This is a genomic window from Corallococcus exiguus, from assembly GCF_009909105.1.
GTDB classification, from domain to species: Bacteria; Myxococcota; Myxococcia; order Myxococcales; family Myxococcaceae; genus Corallococcus; species Corallococcus exiguus.
In genome coordinates this window covers 503,332-522,298 of sequence record NZ_JAAAPK010000008.1, presented here as the reverse complement: position 1 = coordinate 522,298, position 18,967 = coordinate 503,332, and the positions used below count along the sequence as shown (strand labels likewise).

The 18,967-nt window shown below is 68.4% G+C and carries 11 protein-coding genes and 1 pseudogene; 3 read left to right on the top strand and 9 right to left on the bottom strand.

All coding sequences use genetic code 11. The features are described from left to right. Positions 1–10: 10 nt before the first annotated feature. The gene (gene thiD / locus GTZ93_RS28330; RefSeq protein WP_139921971.1) at positions 11–826 is read left to right on the top strand and encodes a bifunctional hydroxymethylpyrimidine kinase/phosphomethylpyrimidine kinase; all 816 of its coding nucleotides are present in this window, start codon (positions 11–13) and stop codon (positions 824–826) included. Positions 827–1,166: 340 nt separating this feature from the next. Here thiD and GTZ93_RS28325 read toward each other — a convergent pair whose 3' ends face one another. The 7 genes and pseudogenes from GTZ93_RS28325 to GTZ93_RS43480 form a co-directional block, all read right to left on the bottom strand. Next, positions 1,167–4,739: a DEAD/DEAH box helicase gene (locus GTZ93_RS28325; RefSeq protein WP_161663120.1), complete on the bottom strand. Its 3,573-nt coding sequence runs from the start codon at positions 4,737–4,739 to the stop codon at positions 1,167–1,169. Between the two features lie 23 nt (positions 4,740–4,762). Next, positions 4,763–6,502: an N-acetylmuramoyl-L-alanine amidase gene (locus GTZ93_RS28320; RefSeq protein WP_139923279.1), complete on the bottom strand. Its 1,740-nt coding sequence runs from the start codon at positions 6,500–6,502 to the stop codon at positions 4,763–4,765. Positions 6,503–6,586: 84 nt separating this feature from the next. Next, positions 6,587–7,354 carry a DUF3592 domain-containing protein gene (locus GTZ93_RS28315; protein WP_139923277.1) on the bottom strand — a complete coding sequence of 256 codons (768 nt, stop codon included), beginning with the start codon at positions 7,352–7,354 and terminating at the stop codon, positions 6,587–6,589. A 60-nt stretch (positions 7,355–7,414) separates the two neighbouring features. Next, entirely contained in the window at positions 7,415–8,749 is a 1,335-nt protein-coding gene (locus GTZ93_RS28310) for a hypothetical protein (protein ID WP_139923275.1), read from the bottom strand. After that, positions 8,746–10,929, bottom strand: coding sequence for a hypothetical protein (locus GTZ93_RS28305; protein ID WP_139923273.1), 2,184 nt, complete (start codon positions 10,927–10,929; stop codon positions 8,746–8,748). The genes GTZ93_RS28310 and GTZ93_RS28305 overlap by 4 nt, the downstream gene beginning before the upstream one ends. After that, complete coding sequence (locus GTZ93_RS28300; protein WP_161663119.1) at positions 10,919–12,259, bottom strand: hypothetical protein; 1,341 nt, start codon at positions 12,257–12,259, stop codon at positions 10,919–10,921. Before GTZ93_RS28300 ends, GTZ93_RS28305 begins: the two co-directional genes overlap by 11 nt. A 392-nt stretch (positions 12,260–12,651) precedes the next feature. Continuing rightward, a pseudogene (locus GTZ93_RS43480) lies at positions 12,652–12,834 on the bottom strand (AHH domain-containing protein); the annotation flags it as partial. Between the two features lie 86 nt (positions 12,835–12,920). Between GTZ93_RS43480 and sitA5 the strand changes: the two are divergent. Both sitA5 and GTZ93_RS28290 read left to right on the top strand, forming a co-directional pair. Further along, the gene (gene sitA5 / locus GTZ93_RS28295; RefSeq protein WP_139915778.1) at positions 12,921–14,276 is read left to right on the top strand and encodes a SitA5 family polymorphic toxin; all 1,356 of its coding nucleotides are present in this window, start codon (positions 12,921–12,923) and stop codon (positions 14,274–14,276) included. After that, positions 14,276–14,626, top strand: coding sequence for a DUF2019 domain-containing protein (locus tag GTZ93_RS28290; RefSeq protein ID WP_139915804.1), 351 nt, complete (start codon positions 14,276–14,278; stop codon positions 14,624–14,626). Before sitA5 ends, GTZ93_RS28290 begins: the two co-directional genes overlap by 1 nt. 203 nt (positions 14,627–14,829) lie before the next feature. On the opposite strand, the gene GTZ93_RS28285 is transcribed toward GTZ93_RS28290, so the two are convergent. Then, a complete protein-coding gene (locus GTZ93_RS28285; RefSeq protein WP_161663118.1) occupies positions 14,830–15,957 on the bottom strand; it encodes a CBM96 family carbohydrate-binding protein in 1,128 nt (375 codons plus the stop codon). A 106-nt stretch (positions 15,958–16,063) separates the two neighbouring features. After that, positions 16,064–18,826 (bottom strand): DNA mismatch repair protein MutS, encoded by a 2,763-nt coding sequence (gene mutS / locus GTZ93_RS28280; RefSeq protein ID WP_139915780.1) that lies wholly within the window; start codon positions 18,824–18,826, stop codon positions 16,064–16,066. Between the last annotated feature and the right edge of the window lie 141 nt (positions 18,827–18,967).

The following is an 18,967-nucleotide window of genomic DNA, read 5'->3' as shown; positions in this document are numbered from 1 at the left end:
TGCCGCGCCCATGAAGCCCTTCCCTGTCGCAACCGCCCTCACCATCGCCGGCTCTGATAGCGGCGGTGGCGCGGGCATCCAGGCCGACCTCCGCACCTTCTCCTTCCACCGAGTGCACGGCACCAGCGCCGTGACGGCCATCACCGCGCAGAACACGCGAGGCGTCACGCGCGTGGACCTGCTCCCGCCCGAGTCCGTCACCGCGCAGGTGGACGCCGTCGCGTCGGACATGCGCGTGGACGCGGTCAAGGTGGGCATGCTGGCCCAGCGCCCGCTCATCGAGGCCGTGGCGGATCAACTGGCCCGCGTGTCGCTGGGCCCCATCGTGGTGGATCCCGTGATGGTGTCCCGAGCGGGCTCGCAGCTCATCGACAATGAGGCGGTGGAGGCGCTGCGCGCGCGCATGCTGCCCCTGGCGGCCATCCTCACGCCCAACCGCCATGAAGCGAAGCTGCTCGCGGGCATGGACATCCAGACGCTGGAGGACATGCGCGAGGCGGCACGGCGCATCCACGCCCTGGGCTCCCGCGTGGTGCTGGTGAAGGGCGGCGGCATGCCGGGCGCGCTGCGCGGCACGGACGTGTGGTTCGACGGGACGCGCATGGAGACGCTGTCCGTGGCGCCCGTGGACACGCCGAACACGCACGGCACTGGCTGCACGCTGTCCGCCGCGATCGCCGCGAGGCTCGCGCTGGGGACCCCGCCGCTGGAGGCCGTGCGGCTCGCGAAGGAGTACGTCACCTCCGCCCTGCGCTACCCGCTCGCCGTGGGCCATGGGAACGGCCCGATCGGGCACTTCTTCCCGCTGACTCACGACCAAACATAGACATTAAATGCAATTGATTGTATTCAATTGCAGATACTCAGCAAATGAAACATGTATTCAATTGATACATGTTTCATTGGGTGGGTCGAGACTCACTGAAACTGTGTTCATGTGGGCATGGCGATCCTGATCGGGCAGGTGGGTGTAGGCGCTGGCGGTGATTGTCCGCCGACAAACGGCGCACCTTGCCCACCTGATCACTGTTTCATGTAGGCACGGCCGATCAGGACCCCAGGACTGATCAGCCGTTCAGACCTGGGTGCACTGAAAATGGCTAAAAGTCTGTTCAGTGCCTGTTCAGGCGCACGAATGGGTCCGAGAAAAACCACGGAAAGACCGTTCAGTGCTTCGTCGCGTCGGAATCGAGCCCGTCGATGCCCGGCATCCGCTGCGCGAGCAACCCGAGCAGCTCCTGGGTGGACAGGCGGGCGGCGGCGTCCTTGCCCTCCAGCACACCGGCCACCAGGGCCCGCTTCTGCTCATGGAGCGAGAGCATCTGCTCCTCGATCGTCCCACGAGACACCAGCCGGTAGACCGTGACGGGTCGCTGCTGGCCGATGCGGTGGGCGCGATCGGAGGCCTGATCCTCCACGGCGGGGTTCCACCAGGGGTCCAGGTGGATGACGCTGGTGGCGGCCGTCAGGTTGAGACCGAAGCCGCCTGCCTTGAGTGAAATCAGGAACAGGGGGGCGTCGCCCTCCTGGAAGGCACGCACGCGGTCCGCCCGGGCGCTGGCGGGGGTGGAGCCGTCCAGGTACTCGTAGGCGATGCCCTGGGCATCCAGCACCTCGCGCACCAGCGCCAGGTGGGACGTGAACTGGCTGAACACCAGTGCACGGTGGCCTTCCTCGCGCAGCTCCTGGATGAGCTCCAGGAAGCGCTCCAGCTTGGAGGACTCCAGCTTGGACGCCTTGTCGTACAGGCGCGGGTGCGACGCGAGCAGCCGCAGCCGCGTCAGCGCCGCCAGTACCTCGATGCGCCGCTCCTGGTCCTTCATCTTCGCCTTGCGCGTCTCCAGGTCGGACAGCGCCGCCAGCCGCGCGTCCTCGTAGAGCGTCCACTCCGGCGGGGACAGGACGACAGGCACGTGCACGTCCGTGCGCGGCGGCAGCTGTGCCTCCACCTGTGCCTTGGTGCGGCGCAGCAGGAAGGGCTGGAGCACGCGGGCCAGCGCGGGCGCGGCAGTCGGATCCACCTGCTTCTCGATGGGCGCGGCGAAGCGGTTGCGGAACGCCTCCAGGCTGCCCAGGAGCCCCGGGAAGACGACCGCGAAGAGCGACCACAGCTCGCCCAGGTGGTTCTCCAGCGGCGTGCCGGACAGCGCGAACTTGAAGTCGCTCTGGAGCGCTCGCGCCGCCCGGAAGCGCTGCGTGGCCGCGTTCTTCAGCTGCTGGGCCTCGTCGAAGACGATGGTGGAGAAGCGCAGCGCGGCCAGCCGCTCGATGTCGCGCACGAGCAGGCCGTAGCTGAGCACCAGCACGTCGCGAGGCCCCAGCCGCTCCAGCGTGCCGCCCCGGTCCTCCGCGTCGGAGAAGATCGTCACCTTCAGCGACGGCGCGAAACGCTTCGCTTCGTCCCGCCAGTTGAAGGCGACCGACGTGGGGGCAAGCACCAGCGCGGGCCCCTGCTTCGCGCGATCCAGCAGCACGGCCAGGGCCTGCACCGTCTTGCCCAGGCCCATGTCGTCCGCGAGCACCCCACCCGCGTTCCACGACGCCAGCCGCGTGAGCCAGCGGAAGCCTTCGAGCTGGTAGTCGCGCAGCTCCGTCTTGAGCGCCGCGGGCACCCGGGGCTTCAGCTCCTTCGCCGCGAAGATGCGCTCGACCAGCGTCTTCCAGGACGCATCCGCGTCGATGAGCGCGCCCGCGGTGCCCAGTCCCGCCAGGGCCTCCGCCGCGGACGGGCCCACCTCCAGCCCGTGCTTCGACAGGTACGTGTGATCCGCCAGCTTCTCCAACTGCTCGCGCAGCGCCGCTTCGATCTCCACCCACGTGCGCGCGTCCACCTGGACAAAGCGTTCCTTGCGCCGGGCCGCGTCCAGGAGCCGCGCCAGCTCCACCCGCTCGCCCTCCACGGACAGGCTGCCCAGCACGCCGAACCACTCGCGCTTGCGCTCCAGGACGACCTTCAGGTCGCCCGCGCCCCGCTTGGGCACGAGCCGCATGGACGCGCCCACCCACTCCAGCTCCGGCCGGGGCTCCATCTCCGCGCACGCGGCCAGCACCGCCAGCCCGCCCTGCGCGCTGTGGAAGAGGAAGCAGAACGGAAGCTCCTGCGGCTCCGCCGTCTGCAAGGGCAACCGGGCCTGGAGCGCCGCGCCCGCCGTCAGCTCGCGCCCGAAGTCGCGCACCGCGTGGAAGGACCGCGTGTCGCGCCGCACGTGCACGTCGCGAGGTCCCTCACCGGGCAGATACGCCGGGCCATCCGGCAGCGCGCGCAGCCGCAGCTCCAGCCGCACCGAGCCCCCAGGCTGTCCTTCCAGCCGTAGCACCGGGAGCTGCTGCGGCGCGATGGACTCCCCCATCACGCTGCGAGGCATGGCCACCGGCAGGTGCACGGAGAGCTTCGACAGGTGCTCCAGCAGCGGCCCGTGACTCTCCGGAGGAAATGCGTTGCCGTGCCGCTGGAGCACCGTGGCCATGGCGCGCACCTCCGGGCTCACGTCCAGCACCGTGAGCACGTGCGCGCCTTCGTCCCAGAGGAACACCGCGTCCTCCGGCTTCGCCTTGCGCACGCGCTCCAGCAGCGGCGCGGGCAGTACGGTGCCGTCCACGCCCGCGTTCACCAGCACGGTGCCGCCCCGGTCCTCGGCGACCAGGCCCACCTTCTCGCGCTCGATGCGCACGGGGATGTCCTGCGTGCCCTCCAACGACAGGCGCGGATGATCAATCAACTCGAACAGCAGCGCGCGCGACGCGGGGGCCGTGCTGTCAGAGAGCAGCGCGGCGATGCGCGAGTCCGAGGGGCTGAGCTGCGAGCCATACTCCTGCAACAGCTTGCGCCGGCCGACCTTCGCCCCTGTCGTGCGCTGGCCCTTCTTCGTGCGCCGGTGCACATAGGGCGCGACCTCCACGCCGTACCCTTCGATGACGTCCAGCCGCCAGGAGATCTCCACGCCTCCGCCGCCGCCCGGGCTCTCCTCCACCGCCCGCTCCAGCGCACGCAGCGTCCGGGCCCACGCGGGCCGGACCAGCTCCTCCAGCGTCTCGCCGAAGTCCTCCGTCCAGCGCTGCCGCAGCCACAGGAGCGCCGTGTCCACCGCCGCCAGCTGGTGCACGCAGAACGTGGCGCCGCACGAACAATCCACCGTCACACCGGATGGACTGAACGTCAGCCGCGCGTCCGCGAGGATGAAGCCCGAGCCCGGCGGGGACACGGGCAGCTCGGAGATGCGCGTCTCCTTGAGGCGGAAGCCCGGCAGGTCCGGCTCCTCCACCAGCGCCTCCAGCGACAGCGCGCGCTCCGGACGCGGCGCGATGCTCGAAGGCACGCGAGCACGCCAGGCAAGCAACATCCCGTGGACCGTGTGCGTGCGCTTGTCTGTCGGGGGCGCGAGCCGCTCCGCGACGGAAGCCCGGGCATCGAGGGTGGCCTGCCGCTCGTTCTCCACGTAGCGCCAGGCGAGCTTCGGCAGCAGGTCCCGCATGCGCGGCGTGGGCAGCATCTCCGCCGTCCAGCGGTCGAGCGTGTCCTGGGCCAGCACCTCCACCAGCCTGCGGCGGGAGATGACCGCGCGCACCTGCGGCAGGTACGCGGCCTCCACGCGAGGCGTGAGCAGGGCCAGGCTCAGGCGCGACAGGTGCTCCAGTCCCTCCGCGCGCAGCCACGCGCGCAGGTCCGCCTCCGTCTGGAACGGGGGCGCGTGGGGATCCTGCGCGGGCTTGGGGCTGGACGGGGGGGACTGCTCGGCCATGGGGACTGACGACAACGAACGCGTCAGTCTACCTTGGCCATGCGGCGGCGATCACCGAGGAACTCTTCCACTCCCAGCACGATGTTCTTCGCCACCTCGTCCTGGAAGCGCTCGGACGCCAGGCGCTTCTCGTCCTCCGCGTGCGACAGGAAGGACGTCTCCACCAGGATGGCGGGCATCTTCGCGCCCAGGAGCACGTAGAACAGCGCCTCCTTGTGGCCCAGGTCCTTGATGCCGTCGTACTGGCCGGACAGGCCCGTCACCAGGTTGTGCTGCACGGCGTTCGCCAGCCGCGACGACTCCTCGGTGTTCGCCTTGGTGGCCAGGTCCGCCAGGATGAACTGGAGGTCGCTGATGCCCTTCTCGGAGGAAGCGTTCTCGCGAGCGGCCAGGCGGATGGAGTAGCGGTCCGCGGACGTGTTGAGCGTGTACGTCTCGATGCCGCGCAGCTTGTGCGTCGCCGCCGAGTTGCAGTGCACCGAGATGAACAGGTCTCCGTGCGCCTCGTTGGCCAGCTTCGCGCGGTCCTCCAGGCGGATGAACGTGTCGTCGTCGCGGGTGAGCACGACCTCCAGGCCCTTCTCCCGCAGGCCGTCCGCGACCTTCTTGGAGATGGCCAGGGCCACCTCCTTCTCCTTCGTCCCCGCCTTGCCCACCGCGCCGGAGTCATGGCCGCCGTGGCCCGGATCGATCACCACGCGGCGCACCTTCAGCCCCAGCTGCTCCGCCAGCGTCAGCTCCGCGTGGCGCGACTGCTTCGCCACGGCCTTGAGCCGCGCCTGCGCCACCTGCGCGTCCACCGGCGCCGTCACCGGGCGCGGAGCTTCCGGCTTCGTCTCCTGCTTCGACGCCAGCACCACGGGGGCGGCCGGCTTCGGAGCGACCGGGGCGCTGTCCACCACCGGAGCCGGAGCCTTCGTCGCCACGGCCGGAACCTCCACGCGGACCTCCGGCTTCGACGTCCCGTGCGAGGACGCCACCGCCTCCGGAGCCTTCGCGTCCGTGGCCCGGTCAGCGACGGTGGGCGCGTCCACGATGTTCGCCGAGGAGTCCTTCGTCGAGGTCTCGGAGCCCGAGGCCGGGACGTTCGGATCCAGGCGCGGCAGCACCGGCGACGGCTCGCGAGCGAGCTTGGAGATCGCATCCACCAGCGGCGAACTGGAGGGCGCGGCGGCGACGGCGGTGTCCGGCGTGGACTTCACCACCGGGGGCAGCGGCTTCACGGTGGGCTTCGCGGGCGGCGTCTTGCTGGGCGGGGGCAGCGAGGCCAGCAGCGACTTCAGCTCCTTGGCCTGGTCGCCCTTGGGGTTGGTGGCCAGCGATTCGTTGAGGACCTTCCGGGCCGCTTCCGGCTTGTCCAGGCGGTTGACGTGGATGCGCGCCAGCGCCAGCGCCGCGTCATCCGCGAGCCGGTGCTTCGGGTGCGCCTCCACCAGCTTGGAGTAGTCCGAGATGGCCGACTGCAGGTCCTCGTCCACGAAGGAGATGCGGCTCAGTTCCTGGAGCAGGTCGCCCGCGGTGAAGAGGGCATCGGGGGCGCGGTCGCTCTTGGGGAAGCGCGTGGCCACGGCCTCGAAGCGGTGCACCACGTTGAGCCAGTGGTGGCGCAGCTTGCGGCGGGACGCGTCGTCCTTCAGTGCGTAGTAGGCGCGGCGGGCCTGCTGGTACGCCTCCTCCGCTTCGTTGCGCTTGCCGGCTCCGACGGCGCTCGGGGCCGTGAGGAGCAGCACGGGCAGCACGAAGTGGGAGAAGCGAACGCGCATGGAAGCCTCCGGACGTTGCAGCTACAGGCGTGTGTCACACGGCCTCTGGGGGCCAGCAACTTTTCAACCCCACCTGTCCGTCCGTCAGCGCACCCAGCCCAGCGTCCGCGCCAGCTCCTCGTCGATGACGCGGCACCACCCCGGCTCGGAGGGAACCACGGCGGCCAACACCTTGCCGCCATTGCGCACCGGGGCCCGCTGGGGGCGGCAGCGAGCCCGCACAGCGCGCTTCACGTCCTGGCGGAAGAAGTGCGCGGGGAACACGGCCTCGCCCTTCCCTTCCGGCAGGTAGCCATCGTCCGGCGTGAGCCACACCAGCGCGCCCAGGCGCAGCGGCACCACCTCCCGGCGCCACAGCCGCCGCACCTCCCACGCGAAGCCGCCCAGGGCCACCAGCGCCCCCAGGCCCAGGCCCCAAGGCAGCAGGCCCACCCGGGCCGCCTGGGCCCGAGCATGGGTCGCCTCGCGAGGCCGCCCCGGCTGGGACGGATCCACCAGCAGCTGCACCCGGGCACCGTGGCCCAGGCCCGCGGCATGTTCCGCGGCCGTGCGCACGCCCGACACGGAGTGATCCTCGCCCGCGAACGTGTAGAGGACGTCCAGCGTGCCTTCCGCGTCTTCGTGCTGGCTCGGAGGGGGCGCATGGCTCGCGCCCACCAGCGCGTCCACCAGCTCCGCGCTGGATGTGAAGCGCTGCTCCTCGATGAAGTAGCGGCCGGCGTAGCTGGCACCCAGGCCCAGCACGGTGATGATCACCAGGCCCAGCACCACCCCGCGCACCAACCGCGCCACGGCCCCAGGCACCTGGGCGAGTTTGACGCTGCGGGGGGCATGGGGGATGGCGAGCTGCATGGCGGGCGCGAAGCCTACTTCACGACCGGTGCTCGCGCTTCATTCGTGCCCGGTCCCAAGTCAGTCCCGATGCCGTTCCGCCTCCCGGAAGAACTGCGTGAGCGAATAGTCCAGCAGCGCCTCGCAAGACTGCATGTACCGGCGGGCGCGAAGGAAGGGGAGCCAGATGCGCTTGCCGACACGCACTTGCGACTCCTCCAGCTTTTGCCGTGGCACCCATGTCCCGCCCAGCCGCCGTACCAGCGTACGTCCCAAGTAGGCTCCCAGAGCCGGCGCGGTGTGACTGTCGATGAGGTCTCGCAGGTACCGCTTCGGGAAGCTCTCCTTCCAGAAATAGAAGTCGAGGTCCGTGAGGGACTCAGGCGTCTCATCGAAGATGCTGGGCACCTTGGTGTGCAGCGCCGCCACGAGGCCTTCTGACAGGTCATCGTAGTCGCTGAGGACACGCTCCGGATTCTCGACGTCCGATGGGAGTGCGGCCGGGAGCCACTCCTCCGGCTCGGGCGGCCGGAAGGCGTTCAGTTCGGCGATCTTCCGCTGCCGCTCGCTGATGGCGAATTCGAATGGCAGACGGGAGAGGAGCGGCGCCAGGTCGGGGTAGAAGCGCGGTTCCACCGGAGCGAGCGCGGCACTGCGCTCGCGCAGGGTCCGCAGCACCGTGTCGAAATCGAGCTCCGGCCGAAGGTGCACATGGGCACGGGCCTGGGCGACGCGCGCTTCCTCACTGGCGAAGTCGGCGGGGGTGGGCCGGAGCACCAGGAGGACGGAGCCGTTGGGAAGCTCCTCCACGAGGTGCGCGGGAGTCGAAAGCATCCGCTCGCGCCCTACCGTCTCCACCAGCCTGGAGCCGAAGACATTGAGCCAACAGAGCTCATAGACTTTATCGAAGCCATCCCTCCAGACGGCCTCGTTATCCCTGCCAAAATTGGGAGCATCCGCCAGCTGGTTATCGGCGGAACTGTGGGCCGATGCGTGTGAAGTCGGGTAGCGCAAGGCCCACTCCCGAACCATCTCCACGAGTCGACTGCACGGCTCCTCCTCGGCGAACAGTGGGAGCGAATCAATGTAAATCAACACCGCAATGTCGGAAGGCAGCGGAGGAAGCCTGAGGTGCAGTGACATGTCCAGCGCAGGCTCTTGCGTTCGACAAAGTCCGATGACCGCGACCCTCTCCCCGCGCATTTCGTTGAAGGCCTTCCAGACAGAATTTCTGGAATATTTGCGTTCGCGCTTTCCCTCGACAACGTCTGGCATCCACTCGCCCGCATGCCTCTCCAGGCTTTCGAAGATCGGGCCCAGCTCGTCTTCAGCTGGAGCGGCACTGTCAAAAGCCGCTTCAAATGACAGCACGAGACGGTCTGCCGACCTTGACTCCCACAGGTTCAGATGTCTCATTGAAACACGACCTCCACGTCCTGAACCGCGTGAAGCGTACTGCTCAGCGCCCGGCTTAGGGCACTTGCGTCCCTGGGTTTGAATTCTCCACCTTCGTAAATCAAGCGAACCTTCTGAACCCGCACCTCCATCTGCATGCCTGGGCGTCGGATGGTCAGCATTTCACCGTAGTACCTCAAGGCAGCGCTCGCGTCCGCGAACATTTGCGCCGTGAGAGCCTTGACTCTGAACTGCGAAAGGTCGCGGCTCTTGAAGCTGAAGGTCTCCACGCGAGGAGAAGTGCCGGGAGCCGGCCGCTCCTCGATGACGAGCACGTCCGAGAAGCGCAGGTCCGACTTCATCACTCCCACGTGCGTCTCGATGCGAGGTTGGTCGAAGTCCCCGAGCCATCGACGCTGCGCTCGCGGTAGGGCCGCATCCTTCTCCAGGAGGGTTACCATGGCTTTCTCGAAGGCCATGCCCCGCGCGTAGTGGGCGAACATCTCCTGATAGCCCGCCCACTTCAGGGGCCCCTTGACGTCCGCACCGCTCTGAATCTCCTGGAGCCGCCGCTCTCGGTAGGAGACGTAGTCGCGCCAGAGGCCCGCGCCCCTCTCGACTCCCGCCGGAGGTGCATCCATTTCGGCTGCCAGTCCCTTCAGCGCCTCCACGTCCTTGGGAAGGCGTGGGCCCGAGGCCTCCAGTTCGGCCTGGAGCAGCTTGGCCTTCGCCGCCTCCAGAGCGGACACGCCTGCGTCCTGCGCCAGCAATGCGGAGCCGCTGGCACTCTTCCCGGCCACGCCCTTCGTTTCCGCGGCTCGGGCAGAATCGCGACGGGCCTCCGCCAGCACCGCGTGCGCCTTCGCCGGATTGCCGCGCGCCTCGTACAGCGCCAGCAGCCCCGCCTCGCCCCACTCGGCGGCAACCCTTGCACCCTCTCGGTTCGCCTGGAGGTAGCGCAGCAGATCGCGAGCGGCGTTGACGCCGAGCTGCTCCTCAATGCGCCCCAACAGCGCCTTCATCCCCTCCAGATCCAGCGCCGGCATCTGAAGCCGTCGTAGCCCTCCGCGCGCCTCCACAAGGGCCCTGGCGCCCTTGCCTCCTGCGTACAACGCCACCGCCAGTGCCGCCGGTGCGAGTTCCCGGCTGGCCTGCTCGTACTTGCCTTGCGCCAGCGAGTACGCCCCGTGCCCCGTCCCCGTAACCAGGTGGTAGAAGCCCAGCGGCACGCCAAACGTCAGGTGATCGAAGGCCCCTGCCGAGACGCTTCCGGCCGAGTAGTGCCGCGCCATCAAGGCCTTCTGCACTTCGTCGAGGGCGGCCTGGTAGGGCGAGGGCATTTGACCCCGCATCGCCATCAGGTCCGTGTACCGGGCCTCACCACTCACGGAAGTGCTGGAGAGCATGTCCCGGCCTGCTCGCCCCAGCCCGCGCAGCACATCTGGGGCCTGCTCTCCCCGCTCCAGGAAGTTCTCCAGCGCCAGCCCCCGCCGCTTCAACTCCTCGCGGACGGCGGCCATGCTCCCCAGCGTCTCCGCCAACTGCTTGTCGCGAGCCAGCAACCGCACCACCTCGCGTAACTCATCATCGAAAGCCGAGTGGAGGACGAAGAGGGCCAGGACCTCTGCATACGGCCCACCGTACTTCTCGGTGACGGCGACGAGGAATGCCGCGCGCTTGCGTCCGAGTACCTCCGAGGCCCGCGCGTCGAGTGGCCCCAGGGCGCCCAGCCGGACGGCGTCCCAATCCTCCAGCGACTCCACCAGCGCGGCCATGTCCACCCCGCGCTGCATGGCCACGAACTCCGCAGGCGAGGCACACGCAAGGAAGGGCGCCAGTACCTCCCGGCTGGAGTCCAGGTGGGGCCACCCGGAAGGCACTCCCCCGCCGCCACACGCGAAGGCGACACCTTCCACCTCGCCCGAGCCGCGCGCTCCCGTCCTTTCGATGGTGTCAGTCAACGGGCCGCGTCGAAAGCCCAGGGGCGCCGCCGCGCGCTCCCTGGTCGAGGAGTCCAACTCCTCCTCCGGGTACACCCCTGCCGCCGTGCTCCTCTCCGCCTGGGAAGCCGAGGAGATGGGATTGAAAGCCAGGGTGGAACCATGGCTCGCCTTCGCGTGAAACGAGGCGCAGCCCGAGGCGAGGAGGGCCACCATCAGCACGAGGCCGGGTCCGCTGTGCAGCCGCCGATCAGCGCACATGGTCCACCCCCAGCCCCACGGCCACGAACGCTCCCGGCCGCAGCGTCCCCTCCGCCGTCGGGAATAGCAGCGTGCCCCCTTGCCCCACCGCGTACAGCCACTCTCCCAGGAAGCGCCACCGCGCCTCACCCGACGCGAGGTAGCGGGCTGCCGGCTGGCCCATTCCCATCGCCACGCCACCTACCGCCACGGTGAGGTTCCGGTGAAACACCTGCGCCTCCAGGCGCCCATCCACGTCCACGCGGCCCCAGCTGAAGGCCTCCGCCCCCATCGTCAGGCGGAAGTGGCGCTTCCCCAGAACGCCCAGTCCCTCCGCGTCCCAGCTGAGAATCACCTCGCCATAGGCCGAGGACCCTTCAGGGAAAGGCGCATCCGCCTGCGGCAGGGCGGACGGGCCCGCCACCTGGATGCGCGCCAACTCGTAGTCCGGACCGAAGGCGCCCTGACGGAAGCCGCCTCGCTGCAGGCGCGCTTCCAGGCGCGCCCTCAAATCCAACGTCGAGGACACGGCCTCCACGCCCAGTCCCGCCACCGCGCCCCATGCGCCCCCTTCGCCGGGTCGCCCGCCCCAGCCGCCCATCGCCTGCAACTCAAAGCCTCCCTCGGTGTTTCCGCGCCGCACCAGGATGACCGTCCCGTCCAGATGGGCCAGCGTCATCGGCTCCGAGTTCCCTCCAGCCTTCCCCCAGTCATGCACCGCGGACAGCGACAGCAGATACTGCAAGGGATTGCGAGGACGGCCGAAGAGCAGGTGTTGCGCGTCCAGGACGACTTCCGCGCCCATCAGCCGCGCACCGAGCACGTCCGAGGCGAAAGCCTCCACATACACAGGTGCCATCAGGCCCGTCACCACCACCCCGGCCGGGTGATAGTCGGGATTGCCCCGGTTGTTGTATCGACGCACCAGGTGACCGGACAGCAGCGTGTATGACTCCAGGGCGCCCATCCACAGCGAGTTCGGTGCATCCCCTCCCACCGTGAGGATGCGCACCACCTGGCCCCAGTCGGACAGCGTGTCCCAGTCCTCCTTCCGCACGAGGCCGGCCCCTTCCCCACCACCCCACATCCGCAGCCGCACCGGTGCACCCAGGCCGAGGTGAAGCACTCCGGGCCTGGCCACGACCAACTTCGGAGCCACCTGCAAGAAGCCTTCGTCCCTTCCCACCACCCGCTGGGGAAGCAACGTCAACGTCGTGGTCTCCAGGCTCAGGAGGTTCGCCCAGCGCGAGCTCGAGTCGGGCGGGGTTGGCAGCGGAGGCGAGTCTTCCGCCCAGCCTGCTCCGGGTAACAGCAGCAGCAACACGACGGCCCAGCTCCGACGCACGAACATCGACGCCTCCCGAGAAGGCCCCAGCAGGGGCCGCGAGGACGGAGGTTCCCCGGTCGGTCCGACAGGGCGTCAGGCCACGGGCGAAGGCCCCTGGAGGTGATGGCGTGCGCGAAGCCTGCTTCACGACTGTGGCCCGCGCTTGATTCGCGCCCGCGTCAGTGAGCGCTCCCTGTCAGGCTGGATCCAGATTCCATGCCCCCTCCTCCCAGCGCTTCAGCACCTCCGAGGCCTCGAACGCCGCCAACCCTTCCCCGCCCGCGGCATGCTCCAGGACGGCCTTCGCTTCGTGGGTCCTGTAGCGGAGCAGGTACGCCCTTGGAGCCTCCCCCGGAAGATCGCGTCAGTCTGCGCCTTAACGTGAGAGGCGAATTCATCGACGAGTGCCGCAGGCGTCATCGCCAGACTCCTTTCCTGATGTTTTCGATGCTCCGCAAGCCGAACGCCCGTTGAGCTTCGAGCGTCTGAGCACTCAGGCACTGCCTCACGGTCAGCGATTCTGATCCGGTGATGAACTGGCGTTTGGACGAATAGAACGCGGTCACCAGCTCATGAAGTGCCTTGTCGAGCGGGATGACTAACTGACAGCTCTATCTGGTATTACTCAACCTTGGGTCGACGCTGGACTCCCGACGAAAGGGGGCTAGCGCCAGGAGTGCTCCGCATGCTGCCACGATGGTCGATTCCCTTGTTGGTTGTGATGCTGGCCGGATGCAGCGGCACCACGAAGTCCGTGCGCCTGCACACGGGCCACGGCGAGCCCATCGTCCTCATCCCACGCAGCGGAGATGCCGCACCGGTGAAACTGGACGAAGACAACTTCGTTGGAGCAGTAGAAGCGCTGGCCCGGAGCGTGAGGCCATCTCCCCGTCCCCAGGAAACGGCTCGGCGGGTGTTCGAGGTGGAGTCGCGCAGCGGCTTGTACCTCTACGATCCACGCGGCCACCGTGTCATCCCACTGGGACCGGGCGAACACCTGGAGGGCACGCAACCTGCGACAGAGGTGGAGTTGACGCGCGCCTACCTGCGTTGGTGCGAGCGCACGCACAAGCCCGGCGATTGCCTGCGCCTCCTGGTGGAGAGCCCCACTGTCACCGAGGATGGCCGTTACGCCCTGGCCATGGCCTTGGCCCAGGGCGTCGTGATGGACGAGATGATGGAAGCCTTCAAGGACATGGCCGACCCCCAGGCCATGATGGCGGCGGTTCTTTGGACGTGGACCACGTACATGATCTTGCTCGCGGTGCCCGAGCCTTTCTCGAAGGGCGTGGCCGCCGTGATGACCGCCTCGCTCATTGCCTACGTGGGGGTCGATACGTTCTGGAGCCTCATCGTGGGCTTCAAGCGGTTGGTGGAGGATGCGGAGCGGGCTACTGCGTTTGACGATCTCCGCGAGGCAGGGGAGCGCTACGGCAAAGTCATGGGCCGCAACGCCGCGCGCGCGTTTGCCATGTTGGCCACGGCTGCAATCGGGAACACGGCGGCGGGGTTGGGGGCGAAGGTGCCAAAGCTACCCGGCGCCGCGCAGGCGGCAGTGCACGCCGAAGCGCAAATGGGCTTCAGGCTCGCGGCGGTCGCGGATGTGGGAACGGTGGCCGTGAGCGCCGAGACCGTCACCATCGCTCTCGCGCCTGGGGCGGTGGCCATGTCGGCCAAGGGCACGGGCGGCGGTAGTACTGCCTCCAAGGCGCGCCCCACGGGCTACAGGGCCTGGGGGTCATTCAGTGGCTTCAAGAAGGCCATGGGCCCGGCTGGCAAGAACAAGGAGTGGCACCACATCGTCGAGCAGACCCCAGGCAATGCGAAGCGCTTCGGCCCCCAGTCCCTCCAGAACACCGAGAACATCATCCCACTGGACAAGACCCTACACTCCGACGTCAGCGCGTTCTTTTCCTCGATTCGACGCGATATTACCGGCTCGCCATTGACCGTGCGGCAATGGTTGAGCACGCAGTCCTACGAGGCCCAACGTGACTTCGGGTTGCTCGCTATCGAGAACGTCGGGAAGGGGCTCTGGTGATGAAGTTGGAGGATCTTGTCGAACAGTTCGCCCAGAACGTGGCCGCGCAGAACGAGGCCATCTTCCGGGGAGACGCCAAGACCGGGAACAAGCACGCCAGGAAGTACGGTGCCGCCGTCGACAAGCTCCTGGCCCACGGCAATGTCGGACGTGACGCTCTCGCAGTGCTGCTCAAGCATGAGCGAATGGACGTGCGTGTGATGGCTGCCGCACATCTGCTCCGCTATCGGACGGCCGAAGCCAGAGCGGTCCTGGAGGAAGCTGCCAAGGGACAGGGACTGGTCCCGTTTGGAGCGCAGCAGGCATTGAAACGCTGGGAAGAAGGAACCTGGGCGCTCGATCCCGGTTAGCTCGCATCGAGTGAAGGACCCGCATTCGCGCCCGCGTCAGCGCTTCAGTGCTCACCCGCGAAACGCCAGACAACGACCCTGCACTCGAAACGGAAGCACCGTTGTGGAGACAGCCCCCTCGCTTCCGTCCTGGCTCCTGTATCGAACGAGGACGGAAGCGGTTGCGTGGGAGCGCCCTGCCCTTCAGGACAAGGCCCGCGGCATCACGGCAGGTACGTCACCTCCAGCTTGGGATGCTTCGACGCGTCCGGGGACTCGCGCGAGTAGTAGCTCGTCGCGTAGTACGGGCCGTTGAGCCGGAAGGAGATGCGCCGGTCCGTGGCATCCGAAGCGGCCTGGACCACGGGGATGAAGGCCGGATCCGCCGTTGCGCCCACCTGGTCGTAGGAACTGCCTCCGGGATACCAGAGCCACCACGTCCCGAGCAGCTCCCAGATCGGCCAGACCTGGGTGTCGTAGGTGATGGTGTACTCGTCCCAGTTGTTGTCCCACAACCGGTACACGTAGACGTTGCCATCGCCGCCGGGCGAACTGCCCGTGAACGCCGTGGCGGACAGCTTCACGGACTGGATGAGGGCCCCCGCGGGGATGCTGGCCAGATTGAACCGCAGGAAGAACTTCCGGTCCCAGCGGTAGTTGATGTGCAGCGCCTGCTCCCGGCCGTAGTTCATCGTGTTCTCACCGTGGTCGCCGCCGGTGATGTACGCATCCGCCTCGGGATCCAGCACCACGGTGACGGGCTCGTTCACCGAATAGGTGAGCGTCAGCGCCGGGCGCTGGGCCGCGTTGGTGACCTCACGCGAGCGGTAGCGCGTCTTGTAGCCCGGCGAGTGCAGCCGGAAGCTCACCAACTTGTCTCCGGCCAGTTCGCCCTGCACGACGGGGATGAGCGCGGCATTGGAATTGACGCCCCGCTTGTCCTCCACCGTGTAGTCGTACCAGAGGAACCACTCCCCCACCGGAGTCGCCGCGGGAGTGGGCCGGTTGTTCCAGGTGATGCCCATCTCCTGCCACGAGTCATCCGCGACGAAGGACGTGTACACGTTGCCGTCGCCCCCGTACGCGTAGCCGTCATAGGCCAGCGAGCTGAGGCTGGCGGCCGTGATGACCGCGTTCGAGGGCAGGCTGCTCAAGTCGAACCGCAGGTAGGCCTCGGCGTACCCCCGGTTCACGACGAACGTCCCGTGGTTCCCGAAGTTCGAGTCGGGCCCGTCGGGCGAGACGTAGGAGTCCGCGACGGGCGTGAGCGTCACCGTCGTGGAGGCCAGCGCCAGCGACGGGGCCGACAGCGCGGCCACCGCCAGCAGGGTTGTGACAGGGAATGAATTCAACAGCGAAACATCTGGAAATCTGAAGCGGCTCGTCATGTCTGCCTTTTTCCGTGAGGAGAGCAGTGATTGCTCTCAAGCTCACGGACCGGGCAGGCAGAAAATGTATTCAGCTCAACGTCTGTTTCAGCTTCGCCAGCAGGTTGAGCGCGTCCAGCGGCGTCATCCGGTCGATGGATGCGGTCCGGAGTGACTCCAGCACCTCCGCGTGCTCGGGAGGCACGGGTGGCGCGGCAACGGCCGGCGGCGCTCCACCGAACAGGCCCAGCTGTCCCGCGTTCACCGGGGCCACGCGCTTCGTGGAGCGCACCGCCACGCGGGGACGGCCCGCGTCGTCCAGCTCACCGGACTCCAGGTTCTGGAGCAGCTCACGGGCGCGAGACACCACCTCCGGCGGCAGGCCCGCCAGCTTCGCGACCTCGATGCCGTAGGAGCGGCTGGCCCCGCCAGGAATCAGCTTGCGCAGGAAGATGACCTTGCCGCCCTGCTCCTTCACCGCGATGCACAGGTTCTTCACCCGGGGCCGCTCGCGCGCCAGGTCCACCAGTTCGTGGTAATGCGTGGCGAAGAGCGAGCGCGCGCCCACCTTGTCGTGGATGTGCTCCGCCACCGCCCACGCGATGGACAAGCCGTCGAACGTGGACGTGCCTCGGCCAATCTCATCCAGGATGACCAGGCTCTTCCTCGTGGCGTGATGGAGGATGTGGCTCGTCTCCGTCATCTCCACCATGAACGTGGACTGCCCGCGCGCCAGGTTGTCCGCCGCGCCCACGCGCGTGAAGATGCGGTCGCACAGGCCGATGCGCGCCGCCTTCGCCGGCACGAACGAGCCCGCCTGCGCCATCAGCGCCGTCAGCGCCACCTGCCGCATCACCGTGCTCTTGCCCGCCATGTTCGGGCCGGTGATGACCAGCAACTGCGCGTCCTCTGGATCCAACCGCACGTCGTTGGGGACGAAGGACTCGCCCGCGCCCAGCATCCGCTCCACCACCGGGTGCCGGCCGCCCGTGATCGTCAGCCCCTCGCCCGCGTCCACCTGGGGCCGCGTATAGCCGTACTCCGCCGCGCACCGCGCGAAGGACACCAGCGCGTCCGCCGTGGCCACCGCCTCCGCCGCGGAACGGATGCGCGGCGCCGCGGCGATGACCTTCGTGCGCAGCTCCTCGAACAGCTGGAGCTCCAGCACCACGCGGCGCTCCTCCGCGGTGAGGACCTTCTCCTCGTACTCCTTCAGCTCCTCGGTGACGAAGCGCTCCGCGCCCACCGTGGTCTGCTTGCGGATGTAGTCCTTGGGCACCGCGTGGAGGTTCGCCTTCGTCACCTCCAGGTAGTAGCCGAACACCTTGTTGTAGCGGATCTTCAGCGAGGAGATGCCCGTGCGGTCCTTCTCCCGCTGCTCCAGCTTGAGCAGGTAGTCCTTGCCCGTGGTGGACAGCGCCACCAGGTCATCCAGCTCCGCGTGGTAGCCCGGCCGGATGAAGCCGCCGTCGCGGATGACCACCGGCGGCTCGTCCGTCACCGCGCGCATCAGCAGGTCCGCCAGCTCCGGCAGCGCGCCCAGCGGCCCGGACAGCGATTTCAAGAGCGACGCGTCACACCGCGCGAGCGCCGCGCCCAGCCTCGGCAGCTGCGTCAGCGACAGCCCCAACGCGCGCAAGTCACGAGCGTTGCCCGCGCCCAGCGACAGCCGGCCGCAAAGCCGCTCCAGGTCGCCCACTTCCTTGAGGGTGGCCACCAACTCCTCGCGCCACACGCTCTTTCCGGACAGCTCCTCCACGGAATCCAGCCGCGCTTCGATCTCCGGCAGCGAGCACAGCGGCGCGGACAGCCAGCGAGCCAATTTGCGCGCGCCCAGGCCCGTGGCCGTCCTGTCCAGCACGCCCAGAAGCGACCCCTTGCGGCCGCCGTCGCGCAGGCTCTTGAGGACCTCCAGGTTGCCGCGCGAGGACTCGTCCATCACCAGACAGCCCGCACGCTCCTGGCGCGACAGCCGGTCCACGTGCGCCGCGGGCGTCTTCTGCGTGTCCTTGAGGTAGCGCAGCGCGGCCCCGGCCGCCCCGGTGGCCAGCGGCGAGCCGTCCAACCCGAACGCGGACAGCGACTGCACGTTGAAGTGCGAGCGCAGGAACGCGGAGGCCCGGGTGTGCTCGAAGGCCGCGCCCTCGCTCTCCGCCACGGCCGGCACGCGCGACAGCCGCTGGCACACCTGCACCACCTCCGGCGCATCCCGCATGCCCTGCGGAACCAGCAGCTCGCGTGGCTCCACGCGCGACAGGCCCTCCACCAGCTCCGACAGGCTCTGGGCCTCGAAGGTGTAGAACTCGCCGGTGGACGCCTCCAGCAGCGCCGCGCCGAAGCCCGCTTCACCCCAGCACACGGCCGCGAGGAAGTTGCTGGCCTGCGGCTCCAGCACCTCGTCGTCCAGCACCATGCCGGGGGTGATGACCCGGGTGACTTCCCGCTGCACGATGCCCGGCCCCGCGCCCGGCTCCGTCACCTGCTCGCAGATGGCGACCTTGAGGCCGTGCTCCACCAGCTTCGCGATGTACCGGCGCGAGGAGTGGTACGGCACCCCGCACATCGGAATCTTGTCCGCGCCCTTGGCCCGGGCCGTGAGGGTGATCTGGAGCAGCTCCGAGGCCTTCACCGCGTCCTCGAAGAACATCTCGTAGAAGTCACCCAGCCGGAAGAAGAGCACCGTGTCCGGATGGAGCGCCTTCACCTCCAGGTACTGGCGCATCATCGGGGTCAGGGAAGCGATCTCCCGCGCACCCGCGGGGGCCTCACCCGTTCCGACTTCCGGAGTCGTGTCCACGTCGGGCAGCACCACGTCCGCCGCCTTGCCTGTCTTCGCCTGCTGCGTCACCGCCATCCCCGACCTTCTCTCACGACCTTACCCCCGGATCAACGAACGGACGCCCCTACCTGGTGCGTATGCCTACCACCGGCGTCCGACATTTCGGCAGGCCGTCTTCCGAAAACGGTTTGCAGGCCCCGTGCCCCCCGGCAGGCT